The sequence below is a fragment of the Streptomyces sp. NPDC012466 genome (assembly GCF_042955215.1).
GTDB lineage: Bacteria > Actinomycetota > Actinomycetes > Streptomycetales > Streptomycetaceae > Streptomyces.
In genome coordinates this window covers 1-14,245 of the sequence record NZ_JBIBEQ010000010.1, presented here as the reverse complement: position 1 = coordinate 14,245, position 14,245 = coordinate 1, and the positions used below count along the sequence as shown (strand labels likewise).

Below are 14,245 nucleotides of genomic sequence, written 5' to 3'. Positions count from 1 at the left end.
CACGGGGTGCGGCTACTCCTCCTCACGCGGCCGGTGGACCGCCAGCCACCGCTCGGCGAAGGCGACCGCGTCCGCCACCGGGAACAGCCGCGCCTCGGCCGCGCCCACCTTGCCGCGGACGACGGGACGGTCCCGTTCGAAGTCGTAGCCCAGCTCGTCGAAACGGTCCGAGCTGATCGACACCTCGGTCACGGTCTCCCAGCCGTCCGGACCCGGTCGGCCCACCGCGACGCGCGGGGAGGGTATCCGGTACTCGGCCAGGTGGAAGCTCGTGCAGGAGGCGTAGCCGGCGCCGAGCAGCAGCACGCGGGCGCCCATCGCCTCCAGCTTCGCCAGCGGGCTGCGCTCGCCGAGACGGCAGTCGGGCGCATGCCCGTCGAGGATGTCCGCCGCGCGCGGGCCGAGCGCCGCGAACGAGGTCTGCGGATGCGCGCTGCGCAGCGCGCCGGGCCACGTGCGCACAGTCTCCGGGAGGACGCCGACCCCGCGGGCGGGCGTGATCCGCGGGTCGTAGGCGGGCATGGTGGCGCGGATGGCCGTCCACCACTGCGGGGGCACGGGCGGGTTGCTCCACAGGGCCGGGTCGGAGAGGTCGCCGGTCTGGGTGGGGACCACGAGGGTGCCCTCCGGGCCGAGGGCGTCGAGCAGTCCTTGTACCACCGCTACGGGGCCGCCGTTGACCCAGCCGAGGGCGCTGAGGGAGGAGTGCACGAGGAGGGTCTCGCCGGGGCGTACGCCGAGGTCGCCGAGCTGCGTCCGGAGCGTCTCGCGGGTGACAAGAGGGCCGGTCGGAGGGGGTGTGGGCATGGTTCCGGAGTGTCCCCGAAGCGGCTGCCCCATGCCACCGGTTTGATCGATCAGAGATCGTTTCCGCAGGTCAGATTAGGTATGCCTAAGTGACGTAGGGCACCGTCGGATGGACGCGGGCGGCTTGCCCGGTCCGGAGGAATTACGCAACAATGGCGTTGTGAAAAACGTCGGCGAGGCACCTCACGAGGAGCTGGCGACCGGGGAGCGGTCCACCCGCAACCGCGTCGCGCGGTCCATCCTGGACCACGGCCCCTCGACCGTCGCCGAGCTCGCCGAGCGGCTGGGCCTCACCCAGGCGGCCGTGCGCCGGCACCTCGACGCCCTCGCGGGTGACGGTGTCGTGGAGGCACGCGAGCAGCGGGTGTACGGCGCGCGCACCCGAGGCAGGCCGGCCAAGGTGTTCGCCCTGACGGACTGCGGCCGGGACGCCTTCGACCAGTCGTACGACAAGCTCGCGGCGGACGCCCTGCGCTGGATCGCCGACCGCGAGGGCGGCAACGAGGCGATCGCGGCCTTCGCCCGCGCCAGGATCGCCGCGCAGGCGGGCGCCTACCGCCGCGCGGTCGAGACCGCCCCGCCCGAGAAGCGGACCGAAGCGCTGGCCAAGGCCCTGAGCACCGACGGGTACGCTGCTACGGCGCGCAGTGCGCCCCACCCCCAGCTGGGTGAACAGCTCTGCCAGCACCACTGCCCGGTCGCCCACGTCGCCGAGCAGTTCCCGCAGCTGTGCGAGGCGGAGACGGAATTTTTCGCGGAGCTGCTCGGTACGCACGTTCAGCGGCTCGCCACCATCGCGCACGGCGACGGCGTCTGCACGACGTTCATCCCCAAGATTTCCCACAACGCATCTGCAAGCACGGCCGGGAGGAACCCCGCATGACTCTCCCCACGGAGACTGCCCACCCCGAGCTCGAGGGCCTGGGCAAGTACGAGTACGGCTGGGCCGACTCCGACACGGCCGGCGCCTCTGCCAAGCGCGGCATCAACGAGGACGTCGTCCGGGACATCTCCTCCAAGAAGAACGAGCCGGAGTGGATGACCAAGCTCCGCCTCAAGGGCCTGCGCCTGTTCGAGAAGAAGCCCATGCCGAACTGGGGCTCGGACCTCTCCGGCATCGACTTCGACAACATCAAGTACTTCGTGCGCTCCACGGAGAAGCAGGCGGAGTCCTGGGAGGACCTGCCCGAGGACATCAAGAACACGTACGACAAGCTCGGCATCCCCGAGGCGGAGAAGCAGCGCCTCGTCGCCGGTGTCGCCGCGCAGTACGAGTCGGAGGTCGTCTACCACCAGATCCGCGAGGACCTGGAGGAGCAGGGCGTCATCTTCCTCGACACCGACACCGCGCTGAAGGAGCACCCGGAGCTCTTCAAGGAGTACTTCGGGACCGTCATCCCCGTCGGCGACAACAAGTTCGCGTCGCTGAACTCCGCCGTGTGGTCGGGCGGCTCCTTCATCTACGTGCCGCCGGGCGTGCACGTGGAGATTCCGCTCCAGGCCTACTTCCGCATCAACACGGAGAACATGGGCCAGTTCGAGCGGACCCTGATCATCGTCGACGAAGGTGCCTACGTGCACTACGTCGAGGGCTGCACCGCCCCGATCTACAAGTCGGACTCGCTGCACTCCGCGGTCGTCGAGATCATCGTCAAGAAGAACGCCCGCTGCCGCTACACGACCATCCAGAACTGGTCGAACAACGTCTACAACCTGGTCACCAAGCGCGCCGTCGCCTACGAGGGCGCGACCATGGAGTGGATCGACGGCAACATCGGCTCCAAGGTGACGATGAAGTACCCGGCCGTCTACCTCATGGGCGAGCACGCCAAGGGTGAGACGCTGTCCATCGCCTTCGCGGGCGAGGGCCAGCACCAGGACGCGGGCTCCAAGATGGTCCACATGGCGCCGAACACGTCGTCGAACATCGTGTCGAAGTCCGTGGCGCGCGGCGGCGGCCGCACCTCCTACCGCGGTCTCGTCGAGATCGGCGAGGGTGCCCACGGCTCGAAGTCCAACGTCCTGTGCGACGCGCTGCTCGTCGACACCATCTCCCGCTCCGACACCTACCCCTACGTGGACGTCCGCGAGGACGACGTGTCCATGGGGCACGAGGCGACCGTCTCCAAGGTCTCCGAGGACCAGCTCTTCTACTTGATGAGCCGGGGGCTGAGCGAGTTCGAGGCGATGGCGATGATCGTGCGCGGCTTCGTCGAGCCCATCGCCAAGGAGCTCCCCATGGAGTACGCGCTGGAGCTCAACCGGCTGATCGAGCTGCAGATGGAGGGCGCGGTCGGCTGACCCGCCCCCTCGACAGCAGACGTCCCACTCAGGAAAGAGAGCACTACGACAGCCATGGCTGAGGCCCAGAACATCCCCGTGGGGTCGACGACCGCGGGTTCGATCGCGGTCGCCGCGGAGTCGACCGTCGCCACGCGCATGAGCGCGCCGCCGTCCTTCGACGTGGCGGACTTCCCCGTCCCGCACGGCCGCGAGGAGGAGTGGCGCTTCACCCCGCTGGAGCGCCTGCGCGGCCTGCACGACGGCACCGCCGTCGCCACCGGCAACGGCGTGAAGGTCGACGTCCAGGCCCCCGAGGGCGTCACCGTCGAGGCCGTCGGCCGCGACGACGCGCGGCTCGGCAAGGCCGGCGCCCCGGTGGACCGCGTCGCCGCCCAGGCCTACTCGGCCTTCGAGAAGGCCTCGGTCGTGACCGTCCCCAAGGAGACCGTCCTCACCGAGCCCATCCGCATCGCGGTGCACGGCGAGGGCGGCACGGCCTTCGGCCACCAGGTGATCGAACTGGGCGCCTTCGCCGAGGCCGTCGTGGTCATCGACCACACCGGTGACGCGGTGCTCGCCGCCAACGTCGACTACCTCCTGGGCGACGGCGCCAAGCTCACCGTCGTGTGCGTCCAGGACTGGGACGACAAGGCCGTCCACGTCGCCCAGCACAACGCGCTCGTCGGCCGCGACGCCTCCTTCAAGTCCGTCGTCGTCACCTTCGGCGGCGACGTCGTCCGGCTGCACCCGCGCGTGCGGTACGCCGGGCCCGGCGGTGAGGCCGAGCTGTTCGGCCTGTACTTCACCGACCGGGGCCAGCACCAGGAGCACCGCCTCCTGGTCGACCACAACGTCCCGCACTGCAAGTCCAACGTCGTCTACAAGGGCGCCCTCCAGGGCGACGACGCGCACGCGGTGTGGATCGGTGACGTGCTCATCGAGGCCGCGGCCGAGGGCACGGACACGTACGAGATGAACCGCAACCTGGTCCTCACGGACGGGGCGCGCGTGGACTCCGTACCGAACCTGGAGATCGAGACCGGCGAGATCGTCGGCGCCGGCCACGCCTCGGCGACCGGCCGCTTCGACGACGAGCAGCTCTTCTACCTCATGGCGCGCGGCATCCCGGAGTACGAGGCCCGCCGCTTGGTGGTCCGCGGATTCTTCGCCGAGCTGGTCCAGCAGATCGGCCTCCCCGACATCGAGGAGCGCCTGCTCGCCCGGATCGAGGAGGAGCTGGAGGCGGCCGTCGCATGACCTTCGTACGCGTCTGTGGACGGGGCGAGCTGGAGGAGGACACCCCCAAGCGGGTGGAACTCGACGGCACGCCCGTGTCCATCGTGCAGACCGAGGGCGAGGTGTTCGCGATCCACGACATCTGCTCGCACGCGAACGTCTCCCTGTCGGAGGGCGAGGTCGACGACTGCCACATCGAGTGCTGGCTGCACGGCTCGCGCTTCGATCTGCGCTCCGGCAAGCCCGACGCCCTCCCGGCGACGCGCCCCGTCCCCGTATACCCCGTAAAGATCGATGGGGACGACGTGCTCGTCTCCCTCACCCAGGAGTCCTGAGGCATCCATGGCAACGCTTGAAATCCGAGACCTGCACGTCACCGTCGAGGCCGACAACGCCACGAAGGAGATCCTCAAGGGCGTCGACCTCACCGTGAAGCAGGGCGAGACGCACGCCATCATGGGCCCCAACGGCTCCGGCAAGTCGACCCTCGCCTACTCCCTCGCGGGTCACCCGAAGTACACGATCACCGGCGGCACCGTCACCCTCGACGGCGAGGACGTCCTGGAGATGTCCGTCGACGAGCGCGCCCGCGCGGGCCTGTTCCTCGCCATGCAGTACCCGGTCGAGGTCCCGGGTGTCTCCGTGTCGAACTTCCTGCGCACCTCCGCCACCGCCGTCCGCGGCGAGGCCCCCAAGCTGCGCACCTGGGTGAAGGAGGTCAAGGAGGCCATGGAGCGCCTCAACATGGACCCCGCCTTCGCCGAGCGCAACGTCAACGAGGGCTTCTCCGGCGGTGAGAAGAAGCGCCACGAGATCCTCCAGCTGGAGCTCCTCAAGCCGAAGATGGCGATCCTCGACGAGACCGACTCCGGCCTCGACGTCGACGCCCTGCGCGTCGTGTCGGAGGGCGTGAACCGCGTCCGCGAGACGGGCGAGGTCGGCACCCTGCTGATCACCCACTACACGCGCATCCTGCGCTACATCAAGCCCGACTTCGTCCACGTGTTCTCCGCCGGCCGGATCGTCGAGTCCGGCGGCGCCGAGCTCGCCGACAAGCTGGAGAACGAGGGCTACGAGGGCTATGCGAAGCTCGACGGAGTCGACACGAAGGGTGGCGTATCCGCGTGACACTGCTGCCGGGCCTCCTCGACACCGAGGCGATCCGCAAGGACTTCCCCATCCTGGACCGCCAGGTCCACGAAGGCCGGAAGCTCGTGTACCTGGACAACGCGGCGACCAGCCAGAAGCCGCGCCAGGTGCTGGACGCCCTGAGCGAGTACTACGAGCGCTACAACGCCAACGTCCACCGCGGTGTGCATGTGCTCGCCGAGGAGGCCACGGCGCTGTACGAGGGCGCGCGCGACAAGGTCGCGGAGTTCATCAACGCGCCTTCGCGCGACGAGGTGATCTTCACCAAGAACGCCTCGGAGTCGCTCAACCTCGTGGCGAACATGCTGGGCTGGGCCGACGAGCCCTACCGCGTGGACTCCGAGACCGAGATCGTCATCACGGAGATGGAGCACCACTCCAACATCGTGCCGTGGCAGCTGCTCGCGCAGCGCACGGGCGCGAAGCTGAAGTGGTTCGGCCTCACCGACGACGGCCGCCTGGACCTGTCGAACATCGAGGAGGTCATCACCGAGAAGACGAAGATCGTCTCCTTCGTGCTGGTCTCCAACATCCTCGGCACCCAGAACCCCGTCGAGGCGATCGTGCGCCGCGCCCAGGAGGTCGGTGCGCTGGTGTGCATCGACGCCTCCCAGGCCGCGCCGCACATGCCGCTGGACGTCCAGGCCCTCCAGGCCGACTTCGTGGCCTTCACCGGCCACAAGATGTGCGCCCCGACCGGCATCGGCGTCCTCTGGGGCCGCCAGGAGCTGCTGGAGGACCTGCCCCCGTTCCTCGGCGGCGGCGAGATGATCGAGACGGTGTCGATGCACTCCTCGACCTACGCCCCGGCGCCCCACAAGTTCGAGGCGGGCACACCCCCGATCGCCCAGGCGGTCGGACTCGGCGCGGCGATCGACTACCTCAACTCGATCGGCATGGACAAGATCCTCGCCCACGAGCACGCCCTCACCGAGTACGCGGTCAAGCGGCTGCTGGAGGTGCCCGACCTGCGCATCATCGGCCCCACCACGGCCGAGGAGCGGGGCGCGGCGATCAGCTTCACCCTCGGGGACATCCACCCGCACGACGTGGGCCAGGTCCTCGACGAGCAGGGCATCGCGGTCCGGGTCGGACACCACTGCGCCCGGCCGGTCTGCCTGCGGTACGGAATTCCTGCGACCACGCGAGCGTCGTTCTATCTGTACTCCACGCCGGCCGAGATCGACGCACTGGTCGACGGCCTGGAGCACGTACGGAACTTCTTCGGCTGAGGGGCGTGCTGAACGGTGAAACTGGACTCCATGTACCAGGAAGTCATCCTGGACCACTACAAGAACCCGCACGGGCGGGGCTTGCGGGATGGCGACGCCGAGGTGCACCACGTCAACCCGACGTGCGGTGACGAGATCACACTGCGCGTGAAGTACGACGGCACCACGATCGAGGACGTCTCGTACGAGGGCCAGGGCTGTTCGATCAGCCAGGCGAGCGCGTCCGTACTGAACGACCTCCTCGTCGGCAAGGACCTCTCCGACGCGCGGAAGATCCAGGAGACCTTCCTGGAGCTGATGCAGTCCAAGGGGAAGCTCGAACCCGACGACGCGATGGAGGACATCCTGGAGGACGCGGTCGCGTTCGCCGGGGTGTCCAAGTACCCGGCCCGGGTGAAGTGCGCCCTGCTGAGCTGGATGGCCTGGAAGGACGCTACGGCCCAGGTGCTGGGCGGAGCCGACGCCGAGAAGGAGACGACGGCATGAGCGAGACCGTTGAGATGAAGCCGGCCTCGGAGGAAGAGGTCCGCGAGGCGCTGTACGACGTCGTCGACCCCGAGCTGGGCATCGACGTCGTCAACCTGGGCCTGATCTACGGCATCCACATCGACGACGCGAACATCGCGACGCTCGACATGACCCTGACGTCGGCGGCCTGCCCGCTGACGGACGTCATCGAGGACCAGGCGAAGTCCGCCACGGACGGCCTCGTGAACGAGCTGCGCATCAACTGGGTCTGGATGCCGCCGTGGGGCCCCGACAAGATCACGGACGACGGGCGCGAGCAGCTGCGGGCTCTCGGGTTCAACGTCTGAGATCCACGGACACACAGGAGGGCGGCACCCTTTGCGGGGTGCCGCCCTCCTGTGTGTGTCAGCTCAGCCCGGCCACCATCCGGAACGACACGTCCGAGCGGTACTGGTGGCTGTTCTCGTAGGGGTCCAGGCGGAGCTGGAAATCACGGTGGCGCAGGAAACGGCCCGGGTAGTTGACCGATTCCAGCGCGAGCGCGCCCGACGGGGACCAGGAGCGGGGGCAGAACGTGGCGTCCTGGCGGAAGAGGGACGAGCCGTCGTTCGTGTTCGCGACCAGGACGAAGCTGCGGTGGCGCAGATAACGGCCGTCGGCGGTGGTGAAGGAGTAGCAGGAGGAGTCGGCGAGGCCGGTGACACGCTGGAAGGTGGCGTCCTCGCGCTGCTCGGGGCCTGAGCCGATCCGGTCCAGGCGCACGTAGCCGTCGCGCACCCGCCAATAGCGGTCGGGGAAGTTGACCGAGCGTATGGATGTGCCGTGCGAGGCCGGCGTCTTCGGGGGCTTCGACGAGCCGGAGGACGGTTTCGGCGGCTTCGGCGACTTCTTCGCGGGCTCCGGGCTCGGGGCGGCGCTGGATGCGCTGGTGGTGGGGGTGGGGCTGGGGGACGAGTGGACGCGGCCCGCCCCGGCCTCATGGGTGCCGCCCTTGGAAGGCGTCGCGAAGGAGATCAGGCCGCCCGGGGCCGAACCGCTCAGGGTGGTCGGCTCCGCCGCCCGGTGTTCCGGCTCGCCCGACTCGCTGTTCATCACGGTGATGGCCGTGGCGCACGCGGTGATCGTCGCCAGGGCCAGCGCGCCCGCCAGCCAGAGTCGTCGGGTCCCCGGTGCCCGGGTGGTGTCCGGGCCCCAGCCGCTCTCCCAGGGGCGGTCCTGCGGCGGCCGGGACTTCTGTTCTGACATGCGCTGTTCCTCCGGCGGGGCACCCTTGACGGCGGCGCAGTTGTGGTGGCCCGGTGTGTGATCGGTGACACCGTAGTGGACACGTGGGGCGGCTGGGACGCGTTTTGTGAGAGCGGTTTCTCACCGATATCCAGGACCGTGCTGTGTACGGGTGTACACATGATGTGTACGCTCGTACACATGGGTTATCTGCTGCTGGCCGGGGCCATCGCCGCCGAGGTGGGCGCGACCACTGCCATGAAGTACAGCGACGGCTTCAGCAGGCTCGGGCCGTCACTGCTGACGGTCCTCGGCTACCTCGTCTCCTTCGGGCTCCTCGCGCAGACGCTGAAGACCGTCTCGGTCGGCACGGCCTACGCGATCTGGGCCGGGGTCGGCACCGCCGCCATCGCCGCGATCGGCATGGTCTACCTCGGGGAGGGGATGACCGTCGCCAAGGCCGCCGGGATCGCGCTGATCATCCTGGGGGTCGTGGTGCTGAACCTGGGCGGTGCCCACTGATGCCCCGGCGACACGACCCCGAGCGGCGGCAAAGGATCATCGACGCGGCGATCCGGGTGGTGGGGGACAAGGGCATCGCCGGGCTGAGCCATCGCACGGTCGCCGCCGAGGCGGACGTGCCGCTCGGCTCGACGACGTACCACTTCTCGACCCTCGACGAACTGCTCGTCGCCGCGCTGCGGCAGGCCAACGAGGGCTTCGCCAAGGTGGTCGCCTCGCGGGGCGGCCTGGAGGACCCCCGTACCGATCTGGCCGCCGAACTCGCCGCGTGGATGGGGGAGTGGCTCGCGGGCGACCGTACGGGGGTGGAGCTGGAGTACGAGCTCTACCTGGCCGCCCTGCGCCGGCCCGCCCTGCGCCCGGTCGCCGCCGAGTGGGCCGAGGGTCTCGCCGAACTGCTGTCCCGGCGTACCGACCCGGTGACGGCCCGGGCCCTGGTCGCGCTGCTCGACGGGATCTGCCTGCAGGTGCTGCTCACGGAGGCACCGTACGACGAGGCGTACGCGCGCGAGGTGCTGCGCCGGGTGATCCCGTGAGGTGACGTCGCGGCGGACCGGTACCACGGTCCTGCGACCTGCCGGACCCGCCGTGAACTCTTCGGCGAGCAGCGCCGCGACGGGGTGGTGGTCGGCGGCAACGCGTACCTGGCCAGGACGGTGGTGGACGGGGCCGGACAGCGGTCCTGACCCCGGCCCGGCGGCGACAAGGTGAGGCCGACGGTGGTGGTCGCCCCCGCCACGAGGGGAGCACGGGCGGCCGCCGAGCCGTTTCCGCAGGGCCCGGTCGACCGGCTTGTCGCCGAGGGCGTCGTCCTCGCCGATGTGGCGCGCAGAGGTGCGCCGGGGCCTCGGCCGAGCAGGGCGGGGCTCCGCCGTTCCGTGCGCACCCCGGCCTGGTGGCTCGCACCCTGAGACGCCCCGCGCCCGAGTTAGCCCCGACGCGCCCCGGCCGGTTAGGTTGCCCTCATGACCGACACGACTGCTCCTCGCACCACCGGCGCCGTGGCCGCCGGCCTCGCCACGATCGCCGCCGACGGCACCGTTCTGGACACCTGGTTCCCCGCGCCCGAGCTGGCCGACCAGCCCGGCCCGTCCGGCACCGAGCGGCTCTCCGCCGAGCGGGCCGCGGAGCTGCTCGGCGGTGGCGCCACCGCGGCGATCGGCCCGGACGCCCGCCGGGGCGTCGAGGTGGTCGCGGTCCGCACGGTCATCGCCTCGCTCGACGAGAAGCCGATCGACGCGCACGACGCCTACCTGCGTCTGCACCTCCTCTCCCACCGCCTGGTCAAGCCGCACGGCCAGAGCCTGGACGGCATCTTCGGCTTCCTCGCCAACGTCGCCTGGACCTCGCTCGGCCCGGTCGCCGTCGACGACCTCGAGAAGGTCCGGCTGAACGCGCGCGCCGAGGGCCTGCACCTCCAGGTGACCTCCGTGGACAAGTTCCCGCGCATGACGGACTACGTGGCCCCCAAGGGCGTGCGGATCGCCGACGCCGACCGGGTCCGCCTCGGCGCGCACCTCGCCGAGGGCACCACGGTCATGCACGAGGGCTTCGTCAACTTCAACGCCGGCACACTCGGCACCTCGATGGTCGAGGGCCGCATCTCCGCCGGTGTCGTGATCGGCGACGGCTCGGACATCGGCGGCGGCGCCTCCACGATGGGCACCCTCTCCGGCGGCGGCAACGTCATCATCTCCGTCGGCGAGCGCTGCCTCATCGGAGCCGAGGCGGGCGTGGGCATCGCCCTCGGCGACGAGTGCGTCGTCGAGGCCGGCCTGTACGTCACCGCCGGCACCCGCGTCACGATGCCCGACGGCCAGATCATCAAGGCCCGCGAGCTGTCCGGCGCCTCCAACATCCTCTTCCGCCGCAACTCGGTCACCGGCACGGTCGAGGCCCGGCCGAACAACGCGGTGTGGGGCGGCCTGAACGAGATCCTGCACAGCCACAACTGACCTCCGGGCCGTCCCGTACGGATGACCCGGCGTGACCTCGCGGTGGTTTCGGCAGATGAACGGGTGGACGCAGTGTCCGATCAGACGCCGAACCGACGAAATGAGGACCGGGGCATGAGGAACGATCGGGGGCGGGCCGTGGCACGCCGGCTGGCCGGGGTGGTCGCGGCGCTGGCGGTGTGCTGGCTGCCCGCGGGGGCCGCGCACGCCGACGAGACCAACACGGGCTCGCACAACGGCCACCGGGTCGGTCTGATCAACGTCAACGTCGGCCAGATCGACGACCCGGCGGAGGACGTCCTGGAGCACACGCTGCTGTTCGGCGACGGGTACGCCTGGAACTGAACAGACAGAACAGAAAGAGCAGACGGGACGGCCCGTGACGCAGGCGACTGCGGCACGGGCCGTCCCGTCTCGTCCGGAGCGCCGTCCGTTCCCGTGCCGCGCGCTTCAAGGTTCGTGGTGCGGTGATCAGGTCCCGGTGAGGGCCGCGTGGAGCGACAGCAGGGTGTCGGTCGTGGCCGGGCCGGCGGGCCGGAGCGGGGCGCGGACCGGGCCGGCGGGGAGGGCCAGGGCGTTCAGCAGTGCCTTGGCCGTGACGGTGCCCGGCAGGCCCGCCGCCATGATCGCCTCGATGAGGGGCGTCGCCTCGTGCTGGAGGCGGGCCGCCCGGGCCGTGTCGCCCGCGTCGAACGCGTCCAGGACGGCCCGGAGACGGGCCGGGATCACGTTCGCGACCGTGCTGACGTAACCCGTGCCGCCGACGGCGTACAACGCGAGGTTGTGTTCGTCGCACCCCGCGTAGTACGCCAGGTCCGTGCGGGCCAGTACCTTCTGGGCGCCCAGGAAGTCGGACGAGCAGTCCTTCACCGCGACGATCCTGGGATGTCCGGCGAGGCGGAGGACGGTCTCCGGTTCGATGCGGACGCCGGTGCGGGCCGGGATGTCGTAGAGCATGAGCGGGAGTTCACAGGCGTCCGCGATCTCCCGGAAGTGGGCCTCGATCGCGTCCTGTGGGGGCCTGCTGTAATACGGCGCCACCACCAAGAGGCCGTCCGCGCCCGCCTTTTGCGCCTCCCTGGCCAGTTCGACGGTGTGCCGGGTGTCGGGCGTGCCGATGCCGGCGACGACCTTCGCGCGGTTGCCCACCGCCTCTCTCACGGCAGCGACGAGGGCCGACTTCTCGGCGTCCGTGGTGGTGGGTGACTCGCCGGTCGTGCCGGAGAGGACCAGGCCGTCGCAGCCGTTGGCCACCAGGTGGGCGGCGAGGTGCTGGGCGCCGTCGAGGTCCAGGGTTCCGGAGGGCGTGAAGGGAGTGATCATGGCGCACAGCGCGCGGCGGAAGACGGGTGCGGGTGGTGGGGTCATGGGGGTAGTGTCGGCGCGCCAATTGTGTAGCTCCACTTAATTTTTCTTACGGGTATCTGTAAGTTTTGTTTAGGTGTCCGAGCGAGGGTCGGCGGGCCGGTGTGCTCGCAGTCCTTGCCGGGGTCGCGCGGTCGCAGGCCTGGGGGCCTCGGGGGAGGCGCGGGGGTAGCGGGCGGGCGGTCCGGGTACCCGGGTGTTCCTGACTTCGAGAGGAGGCGGAACACGTGACCGGGACCATGGATCACCGGGCCGTGCACGACGAGCGCCACTCCGTGGGCGAGCTCGTCGGGCAGGCCGCAGAGCAGCTCTCCACACTCGTACGGCAGGAAGTGGCTCTCGCCAAGCAGGAGCTGGCCGAGAAGGGGCGGCGAGCCGGGCGTGGCGGCGGGCTGCTCGGGGCGGCGGGCGCCGTCGGGTACGCCGGGCTGCTCGCACTGGCCGGTACGGGTGTCGCCGCGCTCTCGCTGGTGCTGCCCGTCTGGGCCGCGGCGCTGATCGTGACGGCGGTGCTGTTCGTGATCGCGGGGGTGCTGGCGGCGATGGGGCGGGGGCAGCTGCGGAAGGCCGCACCGCCCACGCCCGAGAAGGCTCTCGGCAGTGTCAGGGCGGACGTGGAGGAGATCAAGGAGAGGGCGCATCGATGACGGACGCGACGAGTGGGGCGAAGGGGCCCGATGAGCTGCGGCGGCAGATCGAGCGGACGCGCGGTGAACTCGGCAACACGGTGGAGGAGCTGGCGGGGAAGGCGGACGTGAAGGGGCGTGCGCTGGCGCGGGCGGCCGATCTGCGGGACAAGGCCGGGGCGATGACGGTGCAGTTGCGCAGCACGGCCGCGCAGGCGGGGCACACGGTGCACGACAAGGCGACGCACGCCGGGCCTCGCCCCGTGCGGACCGTGGTCCAGGCAGGGATGCGGAACCCGGGACCGGTGCTGGTGGCCGGGGCGGCAGGGGCCGTCGTGGCCGTCGGCGTGTTGCGGTGGAGGCATACGCACGGGCACCGCTGAATGGAGCACTCCGCGGGGTGCCCTTTCGTGGTGCGGGTTTCGGTCGTCGGCGTGCGGGTTGCCGCGCCTGCGCGCCGCTGGGTCGGATCCGCCCGCTCCGGTAAGTCGCCGTGCACGGGACCCCCTTGACCTCAAGTTTGGTCGAGGTTGAAAGGTGGGGTGTGTTCGTGACCGGCGCTACGACTGGAGTGTTCATGAGCCGTCGAACCGAGCAGCACCCCGACCTCACCGACCCGCGTGCCGGTGCTCCCTTCTTCAGCACCTGGCGGGTGGGCACCCCCGAGCGGCAGTGGCAGACCGTGGAGGCCATCGGACGCACCTGGGAGCGGCGGCCCTGGCCGGCCGGGGATCTGCTGGCGTATCACGTGTACGTGGGGGACGACGGGTCCACCCTGATGCACTACTCGCAGTGGACCGGCGAACAGGCCTACGAGTCTTTCGTCAAGGTGCACCGGCAGGAACGCGTCGACGAGATCGACACCGCCGTGCCGGGGATCGAGCGGGTAGGACTCGGGCGGTACCGGCGCTACCGGAGCCGTGAGCGCGCTGCCGGGGACACACGGGCGCCGGGCCTGATCGTGACCGTACGGGTCGACTTCGAGGGCGGGGCGGAGGGACGCCGCGAGGAGTGGGTCGACCTCGTGCTGAAGGCCCTGGACGGCGACCCGGAGGGGCACGCCGGGCTGGTCTCCGCGCACTTCCACCTCGGCACGGACGGCGGGCACGTACTGAACTACGCGGAGTGGGAGAGCGCCGAGGCCTATGACCGGGCGCTGACCGCCCCGACGAGCGAAATATGGGAACGGGTGCGGGCGCACCCGGGAGTGAAGGGGAGCGCCGGCAGCCGGTACGAGCACGCTCTGGGGCTGGTGCCGGACTGATCGGCATGTGGGGGGGCGGGCGGGCCCCCCGGGCCGCCCGCCCCCCCCCCCCCGGGGGGGGGGGGGGGGGCCGGCCCGGGGGGGGGGGGGGGCGGGGGGGGGGGGGGTGGGGAC

At 70.5% G+C, this 14,245-nt stretch carries 18 protein-coding genes; 15 read left to right on the top strand and 3 right to left on the bottom strand.

Annotated features, from left to right (window positions below; genetic code table 11):
* Positions 1 to 12 precede the first annotated feature (12 nt).
* Complete coding sequence (locus ACFY9E_RS31475) at positions 13 to 807, bottom strand: AAC(3) family N-acetyltransferase (RefSeq protein ID WP_390989641.1); 795 nt, start codon at positions 805 to 807, stop codon at positions 13 to 15.
* A 160-nt stretch (positions 808 to 967) separates the two neighbouring features.
* On the opposite strand from ACFY9E_RS31475, the gene ACFY9E_RS31470 reads away from it, so the two are divergent.
* The 8 genes from ACFY9E_RS31470 to ACFY9E_RS31435 are packed head-to-tail and all read left to right on the top strand — an operon-like array spanning position 968 to position 7,522.
* Positions 968 to 1,690, top strand: a complete 723-nt coding sequence (locus tag ACFY9E_RS31470; protein ID WP_390989639.1) for an ArsR family transcriptional regulator — start codon at positions 968 to 970, stop codon at positions 1,688 to 1,690.
* The gene (gene sufB, locus ACFY9E_RS31465; RefSeq protein ID WP_062926168.1) at positions 1,687 to 3,108 is read left to right on the top strand and encodes a Fe-S cluster assembly protein SufB; all 1,422 of its coding nucleotides are present in this window, start codon (positions 1,687 to 1,689) and stop codon (positions 3,106 to 3,108) included. Before ACFY9E_RS31470 ends, sufB begins: the two co-directional genes overlap by 4 nt.
* Positions 3,109 to 3,162: 54 nt before the next feature.
* Entirely contained in the window at positions 3,163 to 4,347 is a 1,185-nt protein-coding gene (sufD, locus tag ACFY9E_RS31460; protein ID WP_390989637.1) for a Fe-S cluster assembly protein SufD, read from the top strand.
* Positions 4,344 to 4,661, top strand: a complete 318-nt coding sequence (locus tag ACFY9E_RS31455; protein WP_390989635.1) for a Rieske 2Fe-2S domain-containing protein — start codon at positions 4,344 to 4,346, stop codon at positions 4,659 to 4,661. The genes sufD and ACFY9E_RS31455 overlap by 4 nt, the downstream gene beginning before the upstream one ends.
* 7 nt (positions 4,662 to 4,668) lie before the next feature.
* Positions 4,669 to 5,454: a Fe-S cluster assembly ATPase SufC gene (sufC, locus tag ACFY9E_RS31450; protein WP_390989633.1), complete on the top strand. Its 786-nt coding sequence runs from the start codon at positions 4,669 to 4,671 to the stop codon at positions 5,452 to 5,454.
* Positions 5,451 to 6,707 (top strand): SufS family cysteine desulfurase, encoded by a 1,257-nt coding sequence (locus ACFY9E_RS31445; protein WP_390989632.1) that lies wholly within the window; start codon positions 5,451 to 5,453, stop codon positions 6,705 to 6,707. The genes sufC and ACFY9E_RS31445 overlap by 4 nt, the downstream gene beginning before the upstream one ends.
* A gap of 15 nt (positions 6,708 to 6,722) precedes the next feature.
* Positions 6,723 to 7,193, top strand: a complete 471-nt coding sequence (gene sufU / locus ACFY9E_RS31440; protein ID WP_033310795.1) for a Fe-S cluster assembly sulfur transfer protein SufU — start codon at positions 6,723 to 6,725, stop codon at positions 7,191 to 7,193.
* Positions 7,190 to 7,522: a metal-sulfur cluster assembly factor gene (locus tag ACFY9E_RS31435; RefSeq protein ID WP_102911749.1), complete on the top strand. Its 333-nt coding sequence runs from the start codon at positions 7,190 to 7,192 to the stop codon at positions 7,520 to 7,522. The genes sufU and ACFY9E_RS31435 overlap by 4 nt, the downstream gene beginning before the upstream one ends.
* A gap of 58 nt (positions 7,523 to 7,580) precedes the next feature.
* On the opposite strand, the gene ACFY9E_RS31430 is transcribed toward ACFY9E_RS31435, so the two are convergent.
* Positions 7,581 to 8,420 carry an AbfB domain-containing protein gene (locus ACFY9E_RS31430; protein WP_390989629.1) on the bottom strand — a complete coding sequence of 280 codons (840 nt, stop codon included), beginning with the start codon at positions 8,418 to 8,420 and terminating at the stop codon, positions 7,581 to 7,583.
* 180 nt (positions 8,421 to 8,600) lie between these two features.
* On the opposite strand from ACFY9E_RS31430, the gene ACFY9E_RS31425 reads away from it, so the two are divergent.
* The 4 genes from ACFY9E_RS31425 (at position 8,601) to ACFY9E_RS31410 (ending at position 11,221) form a co-directional block, all read left to right on the top strand.
* Positions 8,601 to 8,921, top strand: a complete 321-nt coding sequence (locus ACFY9E_RS31425; protein WP_390989627.1) for an SMR family transporter — start codon at positions 8,601 to 8,603, stop codon at positions 8,919 to 8,921.
* The gene (locus ACFY9E_RS31420) at positions 8,921 to 9,457 is read left to right on the top strand and encodes a TetR family transcriptional regulator (protein WP_390989626.1); all 537 of its coding nucleotides are present in this window, start codon (positions 8,921 to 8,923) and stop codon (positions 9,455 to 9,457) included. The genes ACFY9E_RS31425 and ACFY9E_RS31420 overlap by 1 nt, the downstream gene beginning before the upstream one ends.
* A gap of 429 nt (positions 9,458 to 9,886) precedes the next feature.
* Positions 9,887 to 10,876, top strand: coding sequence for a 2,3,4,5-tetrahydropyridine-2,6-dicarboxylate N-succinyltransferase (gene dapD / locus ACFY9E_RS31415; protein ID WP_161367357.1), 990 nt, complete (start codon positions 9,887 to 9,889; stop codon positions 10,874 to 10,876).
* 114 nt (positions 10,877 to 10,990) lie between these two features.
* Entirely contained in the window at positions 10,991 to 11,221 is a 231-nt protein-coding gene (locus tag ACFY9E_RS31410) for a hypothetical protein (protein ID WP_390989624.1), read from the top strand.
* Positions 11,222 to 11,347: 126 nt separating this feature from the next.
* Here the strand turns inward: ACFY9E_RS31410 and dapA are convergent, their stop codons facing one another.
* Complete coding sequence (gene dapA, locus ACFY9E_RS31405) at positions 11,348 to 12,244, bottom strand: 4-hydroxy-tetrahydrodipicolinate synthase (protein ID WP_390989622.1); 897 nt, start codon at positions 12,242 to 12,244, stop codon at positions 11,348 to 11,350.
* A gap of 224 nt (positions 12,245 to 12,468) precedes the next feature.
* On the opposite strand from dapA, the gene ACFY9E_RS31400 reads away from it, so the two are divergent.
* The 3 genes from ACFY9E_RS31400 to ACFY9E_RS31390 all read left to right on the top strand — a co-directional run bounded on the left by ACFY9E_RS31400 (position 12,469) and on the right by ACFY9E_RS31390 (position 14,131).
* A complete protein-coding gene (locus ACFY9E_RS31400; protein WP_390989621.1) occupies positions 12,469 to 12,888 on the top strand; it encodes a phage holin family protein in 420 nt (139 codons plus the stop codon).
* Positions 12,885 to 13,250: a DUF3618 domain-containing protein gene (locus ACFY9E_RS31395; protein WP_390989619.1), complete on the top strand. Its 366-nt coding sequence runs from the start codon at positions 12,885 to 12,887 to the stop codon at positions 13,248 to 13,250. Before ACFY9E_RS31400 ends, ACFY9E_RS31395 begins: the two co-directional genes overlap by 4 nt.
* A gap of 194 nt (positions 13,251 to 13,444) precedes the next feature.
* The gene (locus ACFY9E_RS31390) at positions 13,445 to 14,131 is read left to right on the top strand and encodes an antibiotic biosynthesis monooxygenase (protein ID WP_390989618.1); all 687 of its coding nucleotides are present in this window, start codon (positions 13,445 to 13,447) and stop codon (positions 14,129 to 14,131) included.
* Positions 14,132 to 14,245 lie beyond the last annotated feature (114 nt).

Excerpts from the sequence above, each read along its gene's own strand:
- ACFY9E_RS31475 (WP_390989641.1), bottom strand. The coding sequence starts at position 807 with ATGCCCACACCCCCTCCGACCGGCCCTCTTGTCACCCGCGAGACGCTC.
- sufB (WP_062926168.1), top strand. The coding sequence starts at position 1,687 with ATGACTCTCCCCACGGAGACTGCCCACCCCGAGCTCGAGGGCCTGGGC.
- sufD (WP_390989637.1), top strand. The coding sequence starts at position 3,163 with ATGGCTGAGGCCCAGAACATCCCCGTGGGGTCGACGACCGCGGGTTCG.
- ACFY9E_RS31455 (WP_390989635.1), top strand. The coding sequence starts at position 4,344 with ATGACCTTCGTACGCGTCTGTGGACGGGGCGAGCTGGAGGAGGACACC.
- sufC (WP_390989633.1), top strand. The coding sequence starts at position 4,669 with ATGGCAACGCTTGAAATCCGAGACCTGCACGTCACCGTCGAGGCCGAC.
- ACFY9E_RS31435 (WP_102911749.1), top strand. The coding sequence starts at position 7,190 with ATGAGCGAGACCGTTGAGATGAAGCCGGCCTCGGAGGAAGAGGTCCGC.
- ACFY9E_RS31430 (WP_390989629.1), bottom strand. The coding sequence starts at position 8,420 with ATGTCAGAACAGAAGTCCCGGCCGCCGCAGGACCGCCCCTGGGAGAGC.
- ACFY9E_RS31425 (WP_390989627.1), top strand. The coding sequence starts at position 8,601 with ATGGGTTATCTGCTGCTGGCCGGGGCCATCGCCGCCGAGGTGGGCGCG.
- ACFY9E_RS31420 (WP_390989626.1), top strand. The coding sequence starts at position 8,921 with ATGCCCCGGCGACACGACCCCGAGCGGCGGCAAAGGATCATCGACGCG.
- dapD (WP_161367357.1), top strand. The coding sequence starts at position 9,887 with ATGACCGACACGACTGCTCCTCGCACCACCGGCGCCGTGGCCGCCGGC.
- ACFY9E_RS31410 (WP_390989624.1), top strand. The coding sequence starts at position 10,991 with ATGAGGAACGATCGGGGGCGGGCCGTGGCACGCCGGCTGGCCGGGGTG.
- dapA (WP_390989622.1), bottom strand. The coding sequence starts at position 12,244 with ATGACCCCACCACCCGCACCCGTCTTCCGCCGCGCGCTGTGCGCCATG.
- ACFY9E_RS31395 (WP_390989619.1), top strand. The coding sequence starts at position 12,885 with ATGACGGACGCGACGAGTGGGGCGAAGGGGCCCGATGAGCTGCGGCGG.
- ACFY9E_RS31390 (WP_390989618.1), top strand. The coding sequence starts at position 13,445 with ATGAGCCGTCGAACCGAGCAGCACCCCGACCTCACCGACCCGCGTGCC.